The following is a 21,147-nucleotide window of genomic DNA, read 5'->3' as shown; positions in this document are numbered from 1 at the left end:
ACATTTAGACAAAATATCTCTATTTAGTCTTGAAGTATTTGCCATTTACCGAGGTGTTTAATGCGTTTTTTACCTGTTAATATTGATGCACTGATTGTTGAGCTCGCTTCCCTTGAGCAAACAATGGCTCTGACGAATTCGCTGCAAAGCTTGTTAGCACAAGGAAATATAAAAGAGATTATTCCCGCAGCGCGCACCATTTTGATTCGTTATAATCCAATAACAATTGATGCGAATACTCTTGCTAACCACATTGTAAAACTCGATATAACATCGGATGTAATAAAATCAGGTGAACAAATAACCATTCCTGTTCGTTATAATGGTGAAGATTTAGATCAAGTTGCTCAATATTTGGGTATAACGGTTGATGAAGTTATTACGCGTCATACCAGTAATGAATACCAAGTTGCGTTTTGTGGATTTGCTCCAGGCTTTGCTTATATGGTATCGAAAACAGCTCAACTGGATGTACCACGTCGACAGTCACCTCGGGTTCGTATTCCAGCAGGTTCTGTTGCTTTAGCTGGCGAGTTTAGTAGTATTTATCCACAAGCAAGTCCCGGTGGTTGGCAATTAATAGGTATCACAGACGTCGCTGTATGGGATATTTATCGTGAGCAACCAGCTCTATTTAAGCCGGGCACTCGTGTTAATTTTGTAGATGCGAGTAAAACGGCAGTACAATATCATTTACCTATGACTAAAAGGCAAAATAGTGTTATTGAACCAACATCCGATATCAAAATATTATCGACCGGTTTACAAACGCTTTTGCAAGACAATGGTCGAATGGGGCAAGCAGCTTTAGGTATTTCAGAATCAGGAGCAATGGATAAAACGGCGCTACATAGTGCTAATCGTGTTTTAGGCAATCCAATTAATGAGGCCGCATTAGAAATTACTCAAGGTGGGTTTAGTGCTCAAATAAATAGCCCTATGCTAGTTGCGGTAACAGGTGCGGTCTGTGATATCACGATATCAACCTCAACAGGTGAAAGATATCAAGCCTCAATGTATCAACCTATTCAGTTAGAGCATGGTGATACGATTTATTTAGGCCACGTTAAAAGTGGTGTACGAAGTTATTTTGCGGTGAGAGGTGGGTTTGAAGTATTACCGATTTTAACTAGTTGTTCTTTTGATACTCTTGCACAAGTCGGGCCTGCACCGCTTAAAGTTGGTGATACGTTAGCAATTAAACATCAGCAAAAATTAAATCCTGTTTCTTTAACTCAAACACCGGCTTTACATTATCCGTCTTCTAATGATGTGGTTGAGTTAGATATTGTACTAGGACCGCGTACGGATTGGTTTACAAAGCAAGCAATATCGCTACTTACTTCACAATTATGGCAAGTTACACCAGCTTCTAATCGGATAGGACTGCGCTTATTAGGCGATACACCATTAGCACGTGAAAAGCATCAAGAACTACCTAGTGAAGGAACCGTTATTGGCGCTATACAGATTCCAGCAAATGGACAACCCGTGCTGTTTTTAAATGATCACCCTTTAACGGGCGGTTATCCAGTCATTGGTGCTGTTTGTAACTATCATTTAGATTTAGCAGGTCAAATTCCTGTCAACGCTAAAATAAAATTTAATCCTATTGGGATGTTTAAAGAATTCGAAGGGAGTCATGTTGATCATGTCTGAACATAATAAAAAAATAGTGCATAAAGTATTGATCGCTAACCGTGGCGAAATTGCTGTGCGTATAATACGTGCTTGTCGTGATATCGGATTTTTGTCGGTTGCGATATATGCTGATGACGATCTTGAGTCGCTTCATACCCAAATGGCTGATGAGGCATATGGTTTATTTGGTAATAAACCAAGCGAAACTTACTTAGATATTGATAAAATTATTACCATCGCAAAAAAATCTGGTGCAACTATGGTTCATCCAGGTTATGGTTTTTTGTCTGAACGAGTAGAATTTGCTAAAGCAGTACAAGATGCGGGTTTAATTTGGATTGGGCCGAATCCAGAAACTATCGAAATATTAGGTGATAAAGTCAAAGCCAGAAAACTTGCTATTGAAGTTGGGGCACCTTTGGTGATGGGTACTAAAGAGCCCGTTAAAAACGCCAAAGAAGTGGTTAAGTTTGCACATATGCATGGCCTGCCGATTGCGATAAAAGCAGCTTTTGGTGGCGGTGGCCGAGGTTTAAAAGTTGCGTGGCAAATGGATGAAGTTGAAGAACTTTATCATTCTGCTGTGCGTGAAGCAGCCGCCGCATTTGGGCGGGGCGAGTGTTTTTTAGAACAATTTTTACATAATCCACGTCATGTTGAAGCGCAAATTATTGCTGATAGCTTGGGTAATATTGTGGTGGTAGGGACTCGGGATTGTTCATTACAACGCCGCAACCAAAAGTTAATTGAAGAATCGCCAGCGCCTTTTATTAGTAAACAGTTAGAGCAACAAATAATAAAAGCTTCAATTGATATTTGTGCTAAGGCAAACTATGTTGGTGTGGGTACAGTTGAGTTTTTATTAAGCCAAGATGGCAAATTATCTTTTCTTGAGGTTAATACTCGCCTACAGGTTGAGCATCCTGTTACCGAAGAAACAACCGGCATTGATCTGGTCATTGAACAACTACGCATTGCACAAGGTTTACCACTTAGCATTGAGCAAATGCCGATTCCTCGTGCCCATGCTATTGAATTTCGTATCAATGCAGAGGATGTGGCTAATGGTTTTTTACCTGCTGCAGGGACGATTACTCGATTTGATGCCCCGTCTGGACCCGGTGTACGCTTAGATAGTGGAGTAAAAACAGGATCGACTATCCCTGCAACATTTGATTCCTTGATGGCTAAATTAATTATTGTCGGTGAAAATCGAGAACAAGCAATTGCTAGGGCTAAAAGAGCATTAGCTGAGTTTGTCATTGATGGCGTTGCATCCGTTCTACCATTTCATCGAGAAATGCTTGAAAGTCCTGATTTTACAACAGATTTCAAAGTACATACTCGTTGGATTGAAACCGAATTCTCTACAATGTTACAACCTGCCAAAAGACAAATACCACATTTAGAACCAAGTATCACTCATACTTTTATTGAAATAGATGGTAAACGCTGCAAACTTGGTTTGCCTACAAATCTTTTTGCTGGATTATCAACATCAACTAAACTTTCTTTGGCAGAACCCTCTTCGACACTAGAGCCCAATTCCACTTTTAGTGTTGAGTCACCTGTATCGGGAAGTTTATTTAAATGGTTGATTGATGATCATCAAAATGTCAATCAAGGTGAAGTGATAGCAGTTATGGAAGCTATGAAAATGGAGGTTCCTATCACAGCACATCGGTCGGGCGTTTTAACACATAAACTTAAAGAAGGTGAATACATTAATGCAGGGACTAAAATTGCTGAAATAAGTTAAACCAAGGTGAAGTTATTAATAAGCTTCTCCAAATTAATAATTTTATTAACACATAACATATATTGGTGAGTATATTAATGTGAAATACTTGCCAATATGTTTATATGTAATTTTAAAATCATTTCTAACTGTATTGATTTGATGATTACTGTAATAGGTAAATTTGAATCAAATATATCAAAATATTAAAAGCCAATATTAATCATTAATATACTTGATTTTGATTATTTTGTCTTAAAATTGATTTTACTCAATATTATGTAAATTTTTATAATTTGATTGCTGTTTTATTCTCCATGTGGTGAAATATGAATTGATAATTCGGTATGTATACAATTGAATGTAACAAGTATCGAGTTACCAAAAGCTTTTCTTTTTTCCATCTTAAATTTTTAAAAATAGTTTTTAGCGTTATTTATTCAACAAGTCATTCTAGTTTTAGAGAATTATTGTGTTATTCAAATTACTTAGTTAATAAATAAACCAGTTTTTAAAATTTAAGTGCAACACTATAAAAATAACCAATTAATTAAGTTTTTCATGTTTTTCTATAAAAAATTGGATGAAAGCCAATAATTGCTTTTGTGAGAGGAAATATGAACAAAGTATCTAAGTTAATTTGGAACACATCGCGTCAACATGATATTGACAGCTTAAGGAAGGCACAATCTAAACGTAAAACATTTTTGATTAATATCATTACAACGGGTATAACTGCGGCTATGATTTCGCCTAGTTATGCGAACTGTAGTAAGAATGATCAAATTAATCAGTCTTGTTCTACCACTCATTCTTCAACTTTATTTAACACTGATACTGCTAATTATATTCAGAGCTTTTCAAGCATTAGCACGCGTGGGCGTTCAATCCATTTGAGCCAAAATAGCGATGTTACAAATAATAGTGGCAATGGATATGAATATACTTCTGCGACTGATACAGACAGTTTAATCTTTGGACAAACAGCAGGTAAAATTACAGGAAGCACTAGCGGCCTAAACTTAATACATCAAGGTACAAATATTTTATCAATAAATACTGCTGGAACCATACTGGGCGGTACAGATTATGGAATTGTGGCTGAAAATGCTGAAAACTCGACAGATATTATTATCACACAATTAACCAATGGCAGTATTACAGGTGGAAAAACAGGGATTTTAGTTGTTAATAATGGGAAAAGTACAACGAATGTTAATACTTCAGGTGCTGTTAATGGTAACCAAGAAGATGGGATATCGGTGATTAATGGTAATCAGGCAACCGACATTTCAATAAATAATGCTAAACCTGAAGGGGTTATTACGGGTGGTAATCGTGGTATAAATGTCGATAATCAAGGTATAGGTAATACCGAAATTCTGGTTTCAGGTTCGGTAAAAGGGGTCAATGGCGAAGGTATTTTTGTTAAAAATAGTAATCAAAGCAAAATAATTACCATAAACCAATTAGAAGAAAAAAGTATAATTTCTGGTAATACTTATGGTATTTCTGTTTATAATTCTGGGTCAGAGAAAACCAGTATTTTGACAAAGGGAAAAGTAATAGGAAGTAATAGTGATGCAATTTACTCTGAAACAGCTGAAACAGGATCAGATGTATTTATCACTCAGTTCGAACAAAGTGAAATTACCGGTCATAATAATGGGATTACCGTTATTAATAAGGGTAGAGGAGAAAGTACTTTTAACCTTTCTGGTAAAATAATTGGTGAACAACAAGATGGGATTGTGGTTCAAAATTTAAATCTAGACTCAACTAAATTATCCATAACACAGGGTGGAGGAAGTATTTGGGGAAATGTTAATGGTTTAAATTTATTGAATAAAGGTAAAGGAGCAACAACCATTACAACCAGAAATGATGTGCAAGGACAACAGAAAGATGGCATTATTGCGATAAATGAAACGGGATCGGATCTTTTAAAATTAGATCAAACATCAGGTTCAATTAAGGGACATAATAATGGGCTAAATTTTGTCAACAAAGGTAACAGTTCTATTATTATGAACATATCGGGTGATGTTACTGGTCAACAAGAAGATGGCATTAAGGCTATCAATCAAGAAGAAAGTGCTACAAATATCAATCTTACACAGTCTATAGGATATATCCGTGGTCACAATAACGGTATAAATGTCATAAATAATGGTCGAGGTTCTACTCAGATAGATTTGAGCAGTTATATTTTGAGTTATCAAAATGATGGTGTTTCAATCACTAATGGTAATACAGCCAATTCTCTTACGATAAATCAATATAATGGTACTATTACTGGTAACGGAAAGGGTATTAATCTCAATAATAATGGTAAAGGAACAACCAATATCGGTTTATCCGGTACTGTGTCATCTAATACTAATGAAGCGGTATTTGCAGAAAATGGTAATCAGACAGATGAATTAAATTTTATACAATCTGGTGGGAGCATAAATGGCAAGACAAATGGTGTTTATTTAATTAATAATGGATTGGCTTCGACCTATATTGAGACATCTAGTGTCATTGTGGGTGATTCTCAACATGCTCTATTGGTCGTTAATAACGATACAACTAATGATTTAAACATTAAACAGTCTGATGGCAGTATTACGGGTTTTTATAATGGTATTAATGCACTCAATAATGGTCAAGGGTTAACAGATATCGAAATTGCTGGTGAAGTAAATGGCTATAATGCTGAAGCGATTTTGATTAATAATGGTCTTAAAACCAGAGAGTTAAAATTTACAGTAACACAATCTGGTGATATAAAAGGTCATAGTAAAGGCGTGAATTTGATAAATAATGGCGAGGGATCATCTACTTTAGTTTTAAATGGTAAAATTAACTCGACGTTAGATGATGCGATAGATGTCTCTAACCAAAATAATACGACAGGCATAGATCTGACACAATCAACAGATAGTATTATCCAAGGTGCTAATAATGGTATTAAGTTAAATAATTCAGGTAAAGGCAATGTTGTCATCGTTACATCGGGGATTGTAGTAGGTGAAGCAAAAGCGGGTATTGAGGTTGATAATGGGACAACAAGCTCAGGTGTAAGTATCAAACAAAACCAAGGAGCCATTCATGGACGAGATAATGGTATTTATGTAAATAATAACGGCACCGATAATACAGTTATTGATATAGCTAATAAAGTTTACGCTGATGGTAACGATCAAAATAATAACAAAGATGCCGGTATTTACACTACAGGTCAATCAGGTACGGCAACGTATATTAACCTTAATAATGGTGCTAATGTTTATTCTACACTTGGTACGGCTATCAGAAACGAAGTAACCAATTCAACTATCAATCTTAATGATGGTTCTAAGGTTAGTGGTAAAATTTTGCTTGGAACAGGTAATGACACGTTGAATATTAACCAAGGTGCTGATATTTCTGATATAACTGTACTTGATGGTGGGCATAAAGCTACCCGAGATGGAGACTTGTCAGAGAAAGACGTGCTTAATTTTAGTACGCATCTTACTGGTTCTTCTGACTCAACAGGCAGTATCAATAATGTGGCTATTTTAGATTGGGAAAATATTAATGTTGGTCAAACAGGCATTTTATCACTAACAGGTGATCTTAATACTGATAAATTAACCCTTAGCTCGGGATCGGTGTTAGATTTAGTGCCATCCTTGCATCAAGCTACAGTGCGAGGAAGTGTGTATAATGCTGGTACTATTACACTTAATAATGGTTATGCTGGAGATAATTTAACTATTACAGGGGATTATAATGGTGTAAATGGCAGATTGTTACTTGATACAGTCGTTCAAGATAGTAATAGTCCGACCGATAAATTGCTCATTGGTGGCAATGCTTCAGGCCATACATCAGTAAACATAAATAATGTTGGTGGATTAGGCGCTAACACCGGTATGACTAATGGTATTGAGATTGTTAATGTCAAGGGTATAAGTTCAAATGATGCGTTTAACTTAGAAGGTAATCATATAGATGTTGGTGCTTTTGAATATTATTTATATAAAGGCGGCCTTAATCAAGAAAACGAAAACTGGTATTTGCGCTCTTATAAACCAACGAACCCAACAGACCCAGATAAGCCGGTTAACCCAACAAACCCAGATAAACCCGTTAATCCGACTAACCCGGATAAACCGGTTAACCCAACAAACCCAGATAAACCGGTTAATCCAACTAACCCAGATAAGCCGGTTAATCCGACTAACCCGGATAAACCGGTTAACCCAACAAACCCAGATAAACCCGTTAATCCGACTAACCCGGATAAACCCGTTAATCCGACTAACCCGGATAAACCGGTTAATCCAACGAATCCCGATAAACCCGTTAATCCGACTAACCCGGATAAACCGGTTAACCCAACAAATCCCGATAAGCCCGTTAATCCGACTAATCCGGATAAACCGGTTAATCATAAACTAACTTATCGTAAAGAAGTACCAATGTTTGCCGCAGTTGCCGCTCAATTACGCCAAGCAGACCTTATAATGCAAGGTAATATGCACCAACGTATAGGTAATACATTATTACCTGATGATTACATTAGTTGGGGAAGATTAATTGCGGCACGTTCAGATATTAAACAAGATGGCGACGTTGATGCACGTAGTAAAGGGAATTATACAGGTTTTCAAGTTGGAAGTGATGTTTGGTTGAGTGAAGATACTAATTGGCGAGCAGGGGGCTACTTTGGTTATTTATATGGACGGTTACATATGAATGGCTTTGCTAGTGGTGACTATAGCCAAGTTGGTAAAAATAATATCAACTCTTACTTTATTGGCGCTTATGGTAATTACATGCAAAATGATGGCACTTATTTAGATTTGATTTTACAAGGTGGGCGTCATGAAGTGGATATTAAACCTGACGAAAGTAAAAATAGTAGTCAAAAAGGTTATGGTATTAGCGCTTCAATCGAAGCGGGAAAACCATTTAATTTAAATTATTATGATTGGAAATTAGAACCTCAAGCACAAATTATTCATCAATGGTTAAATATCAATAACAGCCATATAAGTGGACAAACAACGGTTAAACAGGACGATAATGATTCTTGGTTATTCCGAGTTGGTGCACGATTAGAGAATAATTTTCAGACTGACTTAGGTACATTACGACCTTATACCCGTGTCAATTTGTTCTATTCGCCAGATGGTGATGATCACACTATTTTTGCAAGTCCAAGTGCTTCAACAAAAATTAAAAGTGGTGCAGGCTATACAAGCACAGAGCTTGCTATTGGTGGAAGTTACGAGATCAATAGTCAAATAAGTGCATATACTGAAATTGGTCATACTTGGTCTAACAGCGGTGATGCCAATGTCAAAGCACCTATTACGGGATCTTTAGGTCTTAGAGCTAATTGGTAGTTTAAGTTAGATCCTAATTTTATTTTATACAAACCGATATCTTATTTAAGTAGGGTATCGGTTTTTTATTGAGATTATTCAAAAAATGTAATTAACACTAATGATATTAAAATGATTGAAACATTAAGTATTTATCAAACTTAGTTTTAATAAATAGAATTTATTTATCTTATTGTTAATAAATAAGGCATCAATATTGTGATTTTTTCTACTTTTAGTTGTCATTAACTATTCCAAGCATTATTAAACTATTATAGTCGTATAGTTTACCAACTATATAATCGAGTTGCTTTTGTTTCACTGACTGCTTATTATTAAAGAACTATAATTTTGTAAAAATTCAATAATCGTTATTTATATGTCATCTCAAACACTCTTGAAAAAAGGAAATGATACTAAAACAGCATTAATTCGTAGTGGTATGGAGTTAATGACAACATATGGTTATTTATCATCAAATATTGAAAGTATATTAAAACAGGTTGGGGTACCAAAAGGTTCTTTCTATTACTACTTTAAAAGTAAAGCGGATTTTGGTCATGCCATTATTACCTCATACAACAATTTTTTTATGCATAAATTAGATAAACATCTAACTAATAATGCAATTTCATCACCTTTAGCTAGAATCCAAGCGTTTTATGAAGATGCGAAGCAAGGTATGGCAAAATATGATTACAATCGAGGCTGTTTAATTGGGGAGTTAATTCAAGAAGAATCCTTACTGCCAAAGGGATACGCAAAAGTTCTTGAACAAATTTTGCTAAATTGGCAAGCTAAACTTGAAGAATGTCTACTTCTTGCTCAGCAATGTGGTGAACTAAAATCAAATAGTGACTGCAAGGCATTAGCTGAATTTTTTTGGATTGGTTGGGAAGGGGCGGTTACACGTAGTAAGTTAATTAAACGATCTGATCCGTTAGATTGTTTTATTCAACTGTTTCTCGATAAAATTGTCCACTAATACCTACAAGATTATTGATAGTAAGACAAATATTACGCATTTTTTGAATTATCGAACATAATTAATCCGTTAAAACAAGAGCCCTATCTAGGACCAAAATATCTGATTGTAATCTGTTGCAATTAACTAGACGATCGGTCTATAATCTTTAGACTATTTGTCTATAAACAGTAATTCAATAAGTTAACTTTATTACTAAGCTTTTTTGTAGTGAATTACCCAATCCGATTTACAAAAATTTGATAAGGAATATGTATGTCATTTAACGCCATTATTTTAGAAAAAGATGAGATTAATGGGTTTTCACATTCATTAAAAACCATCACTAAACAACAGTTGTTGCAACAACAGGGTGATACTCTAGTTCAAATTCACTATTCAAGTATCAATTATAAAGATGCATTAGCGTTAACTCATAAAAGTCCTGTTGTTAGGCAATGGCCTATGGTGCCGGGTATTGATGGTGTGGGTACAGTTATTGAATCTAACAGTGATCGATATCATGCTGGTGATACTGTTATTTTAAATGGTTGGGGATGTGGTGAAACCCATTGGGGGTGTCTGGCGCAATATGCTTACTTAAAATCAGATTGGTTAATTCCATTACCCCAAAATATCACTCCCTATCAATCGATGATTATTGGTACCGCTGGATATACCGCTGCATTGTGTGTAAAACGTATTGTTGATTTTGGGATAAAACCGCAAAGCGGAACTATACTTGTGACAGGGGCGAGTGGCGGAGTTGGCTCGGTTGCGGTAGCTTTATTAAGCAAATTGGGTTATCAAGTTACTGCATCAACAGGTAAATTAACTGACACAGAATATTTAAACAAACTTGGTGCAAGCAATATTATTGATAGTAAACAGTTGAAAGAGGCTGGTAAACCTCTACAAAAAGAACAGTGGTCAGCCGTTGTCGATGTGGTTGGTTCTTATACCTTAGCTAATGTATGCGCCCAAACTCAGTATGGTGGCATTGTAGCCTGTTGTGGTCTCGCTCAAGGCATGGATTTACCCGCAACGGTTGCTCCGTTTATTTTACGAGGCGTCACACTAGCAGGTGTAGATAGTGTGATGGCAAGCTATGATAAACGAATTGCTGCTTGGCAATTAATAGCAGAAAATATGGATGAAAAGCTGTATTCTCATATAGCTCAGACTATTACATTAAATGAATGCTTTGAAGTGGCAAATAAGATGATCGCAAGTAAAATTAAAGGTCGCTTTGTAGTTGATGTAAATAACTAAATCGATATTTAATAAAGTGGTGTAATTTTACACTGCTTTATTAATCCTGAAATTGATTTAGATAAAAATTAACCCAATTCATTGATTAATAATTCTTGTATTTCCTATAAAATCAGACTAAATTTAATCTTAACTGTTTTGAAAGTAGAGTTCGCAACAACCGTTTAGAATTATCCATATTGTATGATTAATTTATAGGGGAATGTGATATGCCTTATCAAACACGAGACGACCTACCTGAGTCTGTTCGACATGTTTTACCAGCACATGCTCAAGATATTTTTAAAGAAGCATTTAATAGTGCCATAAAAGAGTATCAAGATCCTAAAAAAAGACGAGATAATAGTTCACCTGAGCAAGTTGCTTTCCGTGTTGCCTGGTCGGCGGTTGAAAAGCTTTACCATAAAGATGAAAACGGCAAATGGGTCGCTAAATCGTAACGTTAATGCTGTATACTTGTTTTAACAAACCATAATGCTATATGATTGATGCTCAATTAAAAATAGTATAATCCAAGCCAACATGTATGGTTGGCTTATTTATATTCAAATTAAGAGATTAAAATGTTCATTTTTTCAATTACCTACCTCAAGCCGATTAGTGAAGTAGAAAAATACTTACCACAACATATCGATTATTTAGAACGTCATTATCAATCAGGACATTTTATTGCTTCAGGCCGAAAAGTGCCACGTATTGGGGGTGTGATACTTTGTCGTGCTGAGAATAAAGAACAAGCGCTAACTATAATGCAAAAAGATCCATTTTATATTTATCAAATTGCACAATATGAACTCATAGAATTTATACCTACAAAGTTTGCGAAGGAGTTTGAAGTGTTTATCTCATTATAGTCAAAAAATTTTAATGAATATTAATAAAATTTTATTAAAAAAATAGTTAGTCTAAGTCTCATTATAAAATGAACCGATTATCAATCCATTCATCTTTTAATATCACTATTCCAAAAAAGTGATAAAAACGTTGAGCTTTTTTGTTTTTTTCAAGTCCTATATAAGTCTGTTATTTGTTAAATAAAATTATTTTAAATTCATTTAAGTCTATTTATTATGGATTGATTAATTATTAATGAAAAAATAGAGAATAACTAATCAAATCAGTATGTCAGGGTGATCAATAATCACTTAATAAATTAGGATCGATCTGTCGAACGGGTATTAAATTAGTCGTTATACAACCTAATCATTAACTTATCATTAGCTTAATCTTTTTAAAAAAATGCGAGTTATTTAGTAAAAGATTATCTCACAAATTTGTACAAACACATTTTTTTATTAGGTAAATTTTTATCGTAGTGGCTCAATGTCTTCGCTTTATCTAAAGGTTAGATAAATTTTCCTTATCATGTTCTCATTTTTTATTTTTCCTGATCAATACGGAAAAAGTTGGTTAGTAATTCAACTTTTTTCCTTTTATACTGAATTCAATCTCTCATTTAATACAGGTATTTGATCATGAATAACAAAGGTTTACCAAAAGGTTTTTTATGGGGTGGTGCTGTTGCTGCACATCAATTAGAAGGCGCATGGCAAGCTGGTGGTAAGGGGCCTAGTGTTGCGGATGTGATGACAGTTGGATCGACTAAAAGTTATCGTAAAATCACCGAAGGTATAATTCCCGGTGAGTATTATCCTAATCATGAAGCTATCGACTTTTATCATCATTATAAAGATGATATTAAACTCTTCGCTGAAATGGGGTTTAAATGTTTTCGAACTTCGATTGCATGGACTCGCATTTTTCCTAAAGGTGATGAACTGGCACCCAATGAAGAAGGCCTAAAATTTTATGATGACCTATTTGATGAATGTTTAAAATACAATATTGAACCAGTTGTTACCCTCTCACATTTTGAATTACCTTATTATTTAGTTACTGAATATGGTGGTTTTCGTAATCGTAAATTAATTGATTTCTTTGTGCGCTTTGCAGAGGTCTGCTTTGATCGTTACAAAAATAAAGTCAAATATTGGATGACCTTTAATGAGATCAATAACCAAGCTAATTTTAATGAAGATTTTGCGCCTTTTACAAATTCAGGTATCTACTATAAAGCTGGCGATAATCGCGAACAAATTATGTATCAAGCGGCACACTATGAGTTGGTTGCTAGTGCAAAAGCGGTTCAAATTGGTCATGCTATCAATCCTGATTTCCAAATCGGTTGTATGATTGCATTCGTACCAATCTATCCGGAAACCTGTAAACCTGGTGATATCTTAATGGCGCAAAAAGTCATGGAACGTAAGTATTTCTTTACCGATGTTCATGTTCATGGTCAATATCCTAACCATATTATCAAATACTGGCAACGCAAAGGCTTTAAATTAGACGTGACAAGTCAAGATCTCGAAGTGTTAGTAAACGGCACTGTTGATTACATTGGTTTTAGTTATTACATGTCTAATGCGATTAGAAAAAAATCAGATAACTATGAATATAACGAAAAAACCGATTTAATTGGTAATCAATACGTTAAAAAATCTGATTGGGGTTGGCAGATCGATCCGGAAGGTTTGCGCTACACATTAAATTGGTTAACTGATATGTATCACTTACCGCTTTTCATCGTAGAAAATGGATTTGGTGCATATGATAAAGTTGAAGCTGATGGTAGTATTCATGACAGCTATCGTATTGAATATCTTCGAGAACATATTAAACAAATGAAGTTAGCGGTTGAAGAAGATGGCGTTAATTTGATGGGATATACCCCTTGGGGCTGTATTGATTTGGTATCAGCGGGAACAGGTGAAATGGAAAAACGTTACGGCTTTATCTATGTTGATAAAGACAATAAAGGTAAAGGCACTTTAAAACGAAGTCGAAAAGAGTCATTTGCTTGGTATAAAAAAGTCATTGAGTCAAATGGTGAAAATTTATAACGGATAAGTTTATAGGAGACACTATGAAAAAAGCATTAATTATTTGTGCTGCTGGTATGTCATCATCGTTAATGGCAAAAAAAGTCACGGAATTTTTTGCAAAAGAAGATAAAGCTATTACCGTTGATGCAGTTTCAGCCACTGAAGGCACTAACATGATCAAAAACAGTGACTTCGGACTTTTTTTAATTAGTCCACAAACCATGATGATGTTCGATAAATTCAAAAAATTAGGTGATGAAGTAGGTAAACCCGTGGTTAGTATCCCTTTTCAAGCCTATATTCCTATCCAATCAGGGATTGAACAATTAGCAAAGTTGATTGAGGATAATATTAACTAAGTTGAATTTGTATATACAGGTTGGCGCTGTCTTTGCTATGCCTTAAATAACAGCGCCTTATTACCTTGGTCGGTGAGTTTTTCGCGTAGATAAATTTAACCACGATATTTTGTATAGCGGTTTTAGTTGCCACAGGTAAGAATGATAATGATAAAAAACAAACAACGTGACCTTATTGCTTTAATGGTCTGTTCTAAAAATATATTCAAAAGTAGTGCCATGCTCGCAAAAGCATTGTCGTTATCCGATAGAACGGTACGTACTTATCTTCATGATCTCAAATCACTCATTGAAGAAAATGGTGCCATTATTGTGAGTAAGCAAGGTTATGGGTACCAACTACAAGTAAAAGATAGAACAGTATTTAATCAATTTTTAATTAAACATCACTTATTGGATCCCAATCAAGAACAAGTTAATTGTCGAGAACTTTGCCAAAGAAAACATCATATCCTAAATCTTTTATTACTTGAAAGCCAAACAATAGATATTGAAACATTATCAGAACAGTTATTTATTAGTACATCGCAATTATGCAAAGACATGCAAGATATCAAGCTTCAACTGCAACCTTTTGAACTCACTTTAAAAAAAAATCGCAGCTTGTTTTATGTTGATGGTGCAGAAAAAGCAAAGCGACATTTCATTATGAGCTATTTTTTTCATGAAGAAACACTCAATTTTTTACACCGTTTAAGTTATCTCAATAAATTTAGTGATGTAATAAGTTTTGATACTTTAACCATTATTATTTTAGATGAATGTCGTGAAGCAAAAATTAAACTATCTGATGTAATGATGCAAAATATTGTGTTGCATTTGGCGTTAAGTATAAAACGTTTACAATCAGGATTATTAATTCAAAATCTTGATTTGCCAAGCTCAGCTAATCACGCTTTGGAGTACCAAGTTGCTCAAAAAATTATTAATCGAATTGAAGTCGTAATTGGATTTTCTTTCCCTAAAGAAGAGCAGATGTACTTAACTTTACATTTGATGAGTAAATCCAATGTTATTGAGCAGAATTTAGATAGCCAATTAAGCTTAATGTTGAACAATTTGCTAGTCAAAATTCAACATGAAACAGGTTACCAATTTTTGAACGATGAGCAGTTAAAAAATGGATTAGTACAGCATTTAAAACCGATGTTAGTACGCTTAGAACAAAATATAACTTTAGAAAATCCATTACTTAAAGAAATCAAAACCTGTTCGACTGAACTGTTTGAATTGGTTAAACATTATTTTAGCCAACTTCCAAACTTAAAAAACTATTCTATTCAAGATGATGAGTGGGGTTATTTAGCCCTCCACTTTTTAGCATCAATCGAAAAACTAAAAAATGAACAAAAAGCGAAAGTTTTAATTATCTGTGCTACAGGCTTAGGCAGTGCTCAACTATTAAAAAATCGGGTTGAACGTGAATTTCAAGAACGAATTAAAATTGTCGACACACGAGGATATTATGAAATTGATCCCGAGATGTTAGATGAGGTGGATTTTATCATCTCTTCCGTCGATCTTTCATCAAAAGTGTTTAAAATTCCCGTTTTTCAGGTTTCTGTATTTTTTACTGAAGACGATGTGCAAAAAATTCGTTGTTATCTTGCTTCAAAAAAACATTTTAATTCTGTGAATCGTACCGCATTCAACAAAGTAATGCCCAGTGTTTCAGGTGAATTAACGCATATTGAGCAAGTTATTGATGATTTAAGTGCCGACTATTTTTATATCTGTCAACATCCTATATCAAAAGATGAATTGTTAGTTCGATTACTGGATCGATTATCGATAAATGAATCCTGCTGTTATACAAATAAAATGCTAAAACAGATAGATAAGCGTTCGTTATTAGGCGATATTTTTTTTAGTGATACCATTGCCGTCCCTCATCCAGCTGAACCTGTAGGCAAGCTGTCAAAAATAGGCATTGCTCTTATTCCTGAAGGGCTATTTTGGCAGCAAAATCACCCGAAAATACATTTTGTTTTTTTGATTTCACCGTCTATTTATCAAAATCCCAACTTAGCGATGATGACTAAAGCGATTGTCAATTTAATAGATAGCTTTGATATACAAGCAAAATTACTCAAAACGCAAAATTTTAATCAATTTAGACAACTTTTTATTCAACTTATTGAAAAGGAGTATAGCCATGAATGATGAAATGAGTTCCGATGATCTTCAATTGATTGCTTTTAACATTATTTTACATAGTGGTAATGCCAAAACCAAAATTCATGATGCATTTAACGCTATGCGGCAAACTGATTTTAACTTAGCAAAACAACTCCTTGAACAAGCCAATGAACAGATTCTTCAAGCACACAAATCGCAAACTGGTTTACTGCAAAGTTATGCTAATGGCATCAAAATCAACATGGAAATTATTATGGTGCACGCACAAGATCATTTAATGACAACCATGACTATGCGAGAAATTGCCATTGAAATGGTCCATCTGTACGAACTCAATCATCAGCTTACCGAAAAATTACGAGGTTAAATCTAATCATGGACAAACAGTTAAAAATACATCAGAAAGCAAGTTTAACTAACCTTTATTTCAATCGCTTTTTAGCCGTTCGTTACAGCACCGCGTTATTCCTATTTTTAAATCTCTATTGGTTGGTATTTTTACTTGGTTCACTGTCATTTATGGCTATTTTACCAGCTATGATTTTTATTCTGGGCACATTAGCCAGCTTTGAACAAATTAAATTATATCGACAACATCAAAATAGATTACCGTTTGCCAAGTTATTTTATCAAACCATTTTTATCAGTTATTGCATGGTAACTATTACTGTTTATAGCTCTGTGTTTCATTTATTTTTTCCATTTTTAAAAGTAGCACCAACAACATTAACTACTATTTTTGTGCTCTTGTTGGGGTGTCTAACTATTTCGCTGTTAATGCTCTATAAATTGAAAAAGATTGAGCGTAACAAAGATAAACACTATCAAAGAATTCTAGCTTACCAAGCGATCATTAATTAGAAGAGGAAAACAAGATGAATACTGGATTTATGTTTTTACAAAAGTACTTGATGTCGCCTATGGCAAAAATATCACAATTTAAAATTGTACGAGCAGTGATGGCGGCAGGTATGGCATCAATTCCTTTTTGTATCGTAGGATCGATGTTTTTAGTCTTTAATACATTACCGATGACTTTTACTGGTTTAGAAAGTCTATTTGAGAATACGATTTTTCGAATAAGTGATCTTTATATGATTGCTAATACAGCAACCATGGGGATTTTAGCGATCTATTTTAATATTGTTGTTGGTTATGAACTAACTAAAATTGAACAAGAAGAGACGGGTTTAAAAGTTAGTCCACTCAATGGAGCCATGCTTTCCATATTTGCTTTTATGATGACTTTACCTGAGCTTGTTTTGAAAAATGGCTCTGTCGTTTTACTTAATGATACAACAGAATTGGTTTTTAATGGTTTACGCTTAAAACCTTTTATTTTTCGGTTAGGTACTTCGGGTATTTTTATTGCTATTGTCATGGCGATAGTTGCAACTCAACTTTATTTTGTTTGTGTTAGACGCAATTGGGTTGTCAAAATGCCCGAAACTGTTCCGTTAGGTGTTTCACGATCGTTCACTGCTTTAATTCCAACATTTATCATCGCATTTACTATCATCATTCTTAATGGCATTTTAATTTACTTTGGTACCGATATTTTTGATATTATTGGTGTGCCATTTACTTTTGTGACCAATCTAACCAAAAGTTGGCTTGGTATCATGGTAATTCTATTTTTAATTCATGCACTTTGGGTTGTTGGTATTCATGGTGCTAGTATTATCGGTGCGTTTATAACGCCAATAATGTTAGCCAATATGGCTGAAAATGCTTCTGGTTCACATATTCCTTTTGCTGGTGAATTTAATAATTCATTAGTCATTTTAGGCGGATCTGGCTCAACGCTATTAATGACCTTTTTTATTGCTTTTTTTGCTAAATCTAGTCAATTAAAAATATTAGGTCGGGCTTCGGTTGTGCCTGCCATTTTCAATATTAATGAACCTGTTATCTTTGGTATGCCAATCGTTTATAACCCATATCTTGCCATACCATTCTTATTAGCGCCAATGGCTTGCGGTACGTTGGGTTATTTTGCTATAAGTAGTGGTTTTATGAATCCTATTATTGCGTTAGTGCCTTGGCCATCCCCAGCAGGATTAGGTGCTTTTATTGGAACAGGTGGAGATTATAAAGCCGCGATTGTTGCTATATTTTCGGCCATTTTGGCATTATTGATCTATTTACCTTTTGTAAAGTTATACGACAACAAACTTTTTAAAGGAGAACAACAAAAGGCAAATAGTTAAATACAGAACCTATACTCTGCCTTTGATTCTTATTAGAGCGTTTAAATTTTTATTAAAATGATGACGCTCTTTTTATTTCTCTCTCAAATTCTCATATTTGACATATGCCTCAAATATTTTGGTTCACCTTAATTTGATATTGTTTAATATTTACTCAATTTTTTAAAATTATATGCTATATTGATAATTCCCTTTTATTCAACAGTATTATGATTTAATCATGTTTTGTTGGTACTTTGAGTAAAAGGGAAGGACGAAAATACAATATTGATGAGGAGGTACAAAATGTTAAATTGCAAAGGCCAGTTGATAAAGTATTGCTACCTTATCCTGTTTTTTATGTTTTGTCAGCCCATATATGCGGTTGAAAATGGTAAACAAAAATTTGAATCAGGCGCAATAGCGTCGCCTGATTATTATGGTGCGATTGCTGGGCAAGAAATGTTAACAAAAGGTGGTAATGCTGCTGATGCTGCTGTTGCTACCGCCTTTGCATTGGCTGTGACTTATCCTGAAGCAGGTAATATTGGTGGCGGTGGTTTTATGACGCTTTGGATGGAAGGAAAGCCCTATTTCATTGATTATCGAGAAACTGCCCCACAAAAAGCCGATAAAGATATGTTCCTTGATGAAAATAAGAATGTTATTACTGACTTAAGTTTGTATTCTCATAAAGCTTCGGGCGTACCTGGAACGGTTGCAGGCATGTGGGCAATCCATCAGCGATTTGGTAAATTAACCTGGAAAGAGGTATTAGCACCTGCAATTCGTTTTGCCAATGATGGGTTTACTGTCAATAAACAGTTGGTTGAACGTTATCAAGAAGTTGAAGCATCAGCCCCTACTAATGGTCACTTTAAACAATACTTTGGTTCAATGCAAGAAGGTCAAGTGTTCAAACAACCTAAACTTGGCAAAGTACTTAAAAGTATTGCTGAGCAGGGAAGTGATGGCTTTTATAAAGGGAAAACAGCGAAATTAATTGCACAGCAAATGATACAAAACGATGGCTTAATTAGTGAAAGTGATTTAGCTAATTATCAAGCTAAATGGCGAGATCCACTTGTTGCAAATTGGCATGATATGCAGATTGTGACAGCGCCTCCACCAAGTTCAGGTGGTGTGGGCTTAATTCAATTACTTTTAATGAAACAAGATTTAGCAAATGATTTTGAAAATGTTTCCGTTAATTCTCCACAATATATCCATTTATTAGCTGAAATAGAAAAGCGAGTATTTGCCGATCGCGCTGAATATATGGGTGATCCCGATTTTGTCACTGTGCCCGTTGCGAAATTGATTGATGCTAAATATGTGGCAGAAAGAGCTAAACAAGTGAATCCAACAGCAATTTCTATCACCGAACAAGTTAAACCTGGTTTAACTAGTGAACCTGAAAAACTGCAAACAACCCATTTTTCAGTGGTAGATAAATGGGGTAATGCGGCTTCTAATACTTATACGCTTAATGGCTGGTTTGGATCAGCGGTTGTGATTGAAGGCACAGGCATTATTTTAAATAATGAAATGGATGATTTTAGCAGTAAGCCAGGTGTTGCCAACCAATTTGGTGTAGTGGGTAAAGATGCTAACGCTATTGAACCTAACAAACGACCCTTATCGTCGATGACGCCAAGTATATTGATTAAAAATAATGATGTGGTTATGGTCATTGGTACGCCTGGTGGTTCAAGGATTTTTACTTCAATCTTCCAAGTGATAACAAATGTATTTGATAATCACATGTCATTGAAAGCCGCTATGGATGCACCACGTTATCATCATCAATTATTACCTAAAAATGTGATTTTTACCGAACCTTATCAAAAGAAAGTCCCTGAGGATTTTAAACACAAACTAGAACAAATGGGCTATCGTTTTGAGCAACAGGATTTTAATGGTGATATTCAAGCGATTAAGGTAACTGATAAACAACCAGAGGCTGTTTCAGATAGTCGTGGAAGAGGAACATCCCTCGTAATTAACTAAAATAGTTGATTTAATGTAATAAATTGCTATTTAGTTAAATTTGCTTTGTAATGGTAATCAAGAAAATAAAAAAACCCGTACATAATTGACGGGTTTTTATCATTGTAGAATGATTATTCAGGAATAATATCAACAATAAGTTTAGCAAAAGCTTCACTATGAACTTGGAAGAATACTTCGTGTTCACCAGTGGTACGCAATACACCATTTGGTAAGCGAACTTCGCTTTTTGATACATTAATACCACGAGCTTTAACTGCATCAGCGATATCACGAGTACCAATTGAACCGAACAATCTACCTTCATCACCTGCTTTAGATTTGATAGTAACTTTACCTAGAGCATTGATTTCAGCAACGCGTTGTTCTGCGGCTTTTAATGTTTCAGCAAGTTTAGCTTCTAATTCAGCACGACGTGCTTCAAAGAATTCAATATTCTTTTTAGTTGCAGGTACGGCTTTACCTTGTGGAATCAAAAAGTTACGTGCATAACCTGCTTTAACATTAACTTGATCACCTAAGCTGCCTAAATTAGCAACTTTATCGAGTAGAATAATTTGCATTATATGTTCCTCTGTTGCTAA

15 protein-coding genes are annotated in these 21,147 nt (G+C 34.7%); 14 read left to right on the top strand and 1 reads right to left on the bottom strand.

Going from position 1 to position 21,147, the window contains the following annotated elements; genetic code table 11:
- Nucleotides 1–60: 60 nt before the first annotated feature.
- The 14 genes from J3U66_RS03795 (at nucleotide 61) to ggt (ending at nucleotide 20,563) form a co-directional block, all read left to right on the top strand.
- The gene (locus J3U66_RS03795; protein WP_267348036.1) at nucleotides 61–1,659 is read left to right on the top strand and encodes an urea amidolyase family protein; all 1,599 of its coding nucleotides are present in this window, start codon (nucleotides 61–63) and stop codon (nucleotides 1,657–1,659) included.
- Nucleotides 1,652–3,400, top strand: a complete 1,749-nt coding sequence (locus J3U66_RS03790; RefSeq protein WP_267348035.1) for an acetyl/propionyl/methylcrotonyl-CoA carboxylase subunit alpha — start codon at nucleotides 1,652–1,654, stop codon at nucleotides 3,398–3,400. Before J3U66_RS03795 ends, J3U66_RS03790 begins: the two co-directional genes overlap by 8 nt.
- A gap of 596 nt (nucleotides 3,401–3,996) precedes the next feature.
- A complete protein-coding gene (locus J3U66_RS03785; protein WP_267348033.1) occupies nucleotides 3,997–8,763 on the top strand; it encodes an autotransporter outer membrane beta-barrel domain-containing protein in 4,767 nt (1,588 codons plus the stop codon).
- A gap of 358 nt (nucleotides 8,764–9,121) precedes the next feature.
- Nucleotides 9,122–9,727: a TetR/AcrR family transcriptional regulator gene (locus J3U66_RS03780; protein WP_065634388.1), complete on the top strand. Its 606-nt coding sequence runs from the start codon at nucleotides 9,122–9,124 to the stop codon at nucleotides 9,725–9,727.
- A 255-nt stretch (nucleotides 9,728–9,982) separates the two neighbouring features.
- Nucleotides 9,983–10,978: an MDR family oxidoreductase gene (locus J3U66_RS03775; RefSeq protein ID WP_267348030.1), complete on the top strand. Its 996-nt coding sequence runs from the start codon at nucleotides 9,983–9,985 to the stop codon at nucleotides 10,976–10,978.
- A gap of 209 nt (nucleotides 10,979–11,187) precedes the next feature.
- Entirely contained in the window at nucleotides 11,188–11,418 is a 231-nt protein-coding gene (locus J3U66_RS03770; RefSeq protein ID WP_267343769.1) for a ChaB family protein, read from the top strand.
- A 123-nt stretch (nucleotides 11,419–11,541) separates the two neighbouring features.
- Entirely contained in the window at nucleotides 11,542–11,832 is a 291-nt protein-coding gene (locus J3U66_RS03765; RefSeq protein WP_267348028.1) for a YciI family protein, read from the top strand.
- Between the two features lie 621 nt (nucleotides 11,833–12,453).
- Complete coding sequence (locus J3U66_RS03760) at nucleotides 12,454–13,884, top strand: 6-phospho-beta-glucosidase (protein ID WP_267348026.1); 1,431 nt, start codon at nucleotides 12,454–12,456, stop codon at nucleotides 13,882–13,884.
- A gap of 23 nt (nucleotides 13,885–13,907) precedes the next feature.
- On the top strand, nucleotides 13,908–14,225 hold the full coding sequence (locus J3U66_RS03755; protein ID WP_267333184.1) for a PTS cellobiose transporter subunit IIB: 318 nt from the start codon (nucleotides 13,908–13,910) through the stop codon (nucleotides 14,223–14,225).
- Nucleotides 14,226–14,372: 147 nt separating this feature from the next.
- Nucleotides 14,373–16,388 (top strand): BglG family transcription antiterminator, encoded by a 2,016-nt coding sequence (locus J3U66_RS03750; protein WP_267348024.1) that lies wholly within the window; start codon nucleotides 14,373–14,375, stop codon nucleotides 16,386–16,388.
- Between the two features lie 4 nt (nucleotides 16,389–16,392).
- Nucleotides 16,393–16,731: a PTS cellobiose transporter subunit IIA gene (locus J3U66_RS03745; RefSeq protein WP_416379563.1), complete on the top strand. Its 339-nt coding sequence runs from the start codon at nucleotides 16,393–16,395 to the stop codon at nucleotides 16,729–16,731.
- Nucleotides 16,732–16,739: 8 nt separating this feature from the next.
- Nucleotides 16,740–17,225 carry a hypothetical protein gene (locus tag J3U66_RS03740; protein ID WP_267333181.1) on the top strand — a complete coding sequence of 162 codons (486 nt, stop codon included), beginning with the start codon at nucleotides 16,740–16,742 and terminating at the stop codon, nucleotides 17,223–17,225.
- Between the two features lie 14 nt (nucleotides 17,226–17,239).
- Nucleotides 17,240–18,574, top strand: coding sequence for a PTS cellobiose transporter subunit IIC (gene celB / locus J3U66_RS03735; RefSeq protein ID WP_267348022.1), 1,335 nt, complete (start codon nucleotides 17,240–17,242; stop codon nucleotides 18,572–18,574).
- A 339-nt stretch (nucleotides 18,575–18,913) separates the two neighbouring features.
- Complete coding sequence (gene ggt, locus J3U66_RS03730; protein WP_416379717.1) at nucleotides 18,914–20,563, top strand: gamma-glutamyltransferase; 1,650 nt, start codon at nucleotides 18,914–18,916, stop codon at nucleotides 20,561–20,563.
- A gap of 113 nt (nucleotides 20,564–20,676) precedes the next feature.
- Here the strand turns inward: ggt and rplI are convergent, their stop codons facing one another.
- Entirely contained in the window at nucleotides 20,677–21,126 is a 450-nt protein-coding gene (gene rplI / locus J3U66_RS03725; protein WP_267348019.1) for a 50S ribosomal protein L9, read from the bottom strand.
- Between the last annotated feature and the right edge of the window lie 21 nt (nucleotides 21,127–21,147).

The organism is Gilliamella sp. B2969 (assembly GCF_026536195.1).
Classification (GTDB): domain Bacteria; phylum Pseudomonadota; class Gammaproteobacteria; order Enterobacterales; family Orbaceae; genus Gilliamella.
The sequence above is the reverse complement of the archived record's forward strand: the minus strand, read 5'-3'. Positions and strand labels throughout refer to the sequence as shown.

Bases quoted from the DNA above. Each gene is read 5' to 3' on its own strand.
- J3U66_RS03795 (WP_267348036.1), top strand. From the start codon at position 61: ATGCGTTTTTTACCTGTTAATATTGATGCACTGATTGTTGAGCTCGCT.
- J3U66_RS03790 (WP_267348035.1), top strand. From the start codon at position 1,652: ATGTCTGAACATAATAAAAAAATAGTGCATAAAGTATTGATCGCTAAC.
- J3U66_RS03785 (WP_267348033.1), top strand. From the start codon at position 3,997: ATGAACAAAGTATCTAAGTTAATTTGGAACACATCGCGTCAACATGAT.
- J3U66_RS03780 (WP_065634388.1), top strand. From the start codon at position 9,122: ATGTCATCTCAAACACTCTTGAAAAAAGGAAATGATACTAAAACAGCA.
- J3U66_RS03775 (WP_267348030.1), top strand. From the start codon at position 9,983: ATGTCATTTAACGCCATTATTTTAGAAAAAGATGAGATTAATGGGTTT.
- J3U66_RS03770 (WP_267343769.1), top strand. From the start codon at position 11,188: ATGCCTTATCAAACACGAGACGACCTACCTGAGTCTGTTCGACATGTT.
- J3U66_RS03765 (WP_267348028.1), top strand. From the start codon at position 11,542: ATGTTCATTTTTTCAATTACCTACCTCAAGCCGATTAGTGAAGTAGAA.
- J3U66_RS03760 (WP_267348026.1), top strand. From the start codon at position 12,454: ATGAATAACAAAGGTTTACCAAAAGGTTTTTTATGGGGTGGTGCTGTT.
- J3U66_RS03755 (WP_267333184.1), top strand. From the start codon at position 13,908: ATGAAAAAAGCATTAATTATTTGTGCTGCTGGTATGTCATCATCGTTA.
- J3U66_RS03750 (WP_267348024.1), top strand. From the start codon at position 14,373: ATGATAAAAAACAAACAACGTGACCTTATTGCTTTAATGGTCTGTTCT.
- J3U66_RS03745 (WP_416379563.1), top strand. From the start codon at position 16,393: ATGAGTTCCGATGATCTTCAATTGATTGCTTTTAACATTATTTTACAT.
- J3U66_RS03740 (WP_267333181.1), top strand. From the start codon at position 16,740: ATGGACAAACAGTTAAAAATACATCAGAAAGCAAGTTTAACTAACCTT.
- celB (WP_267348022.1), top strand. From the start codon at position 17,240: ATGAATACTGGATTTATGTTTTTACAAAAGTACTTGATGTCGCCTATG.
- ggt (WP_416379717.1), top strand. From the start codon at position 18,914: ATGTTTTGTCAGCCCATATATGCGGTTGAAAATGGTAAACAAAAATTT.
- rplI (WP_267348019.1), bottom strand. From the start codon at position 21,126: ATGCAAATTATTCTACTCGATAAAGTTGCTAATTTAGGCAGCTTAGGT.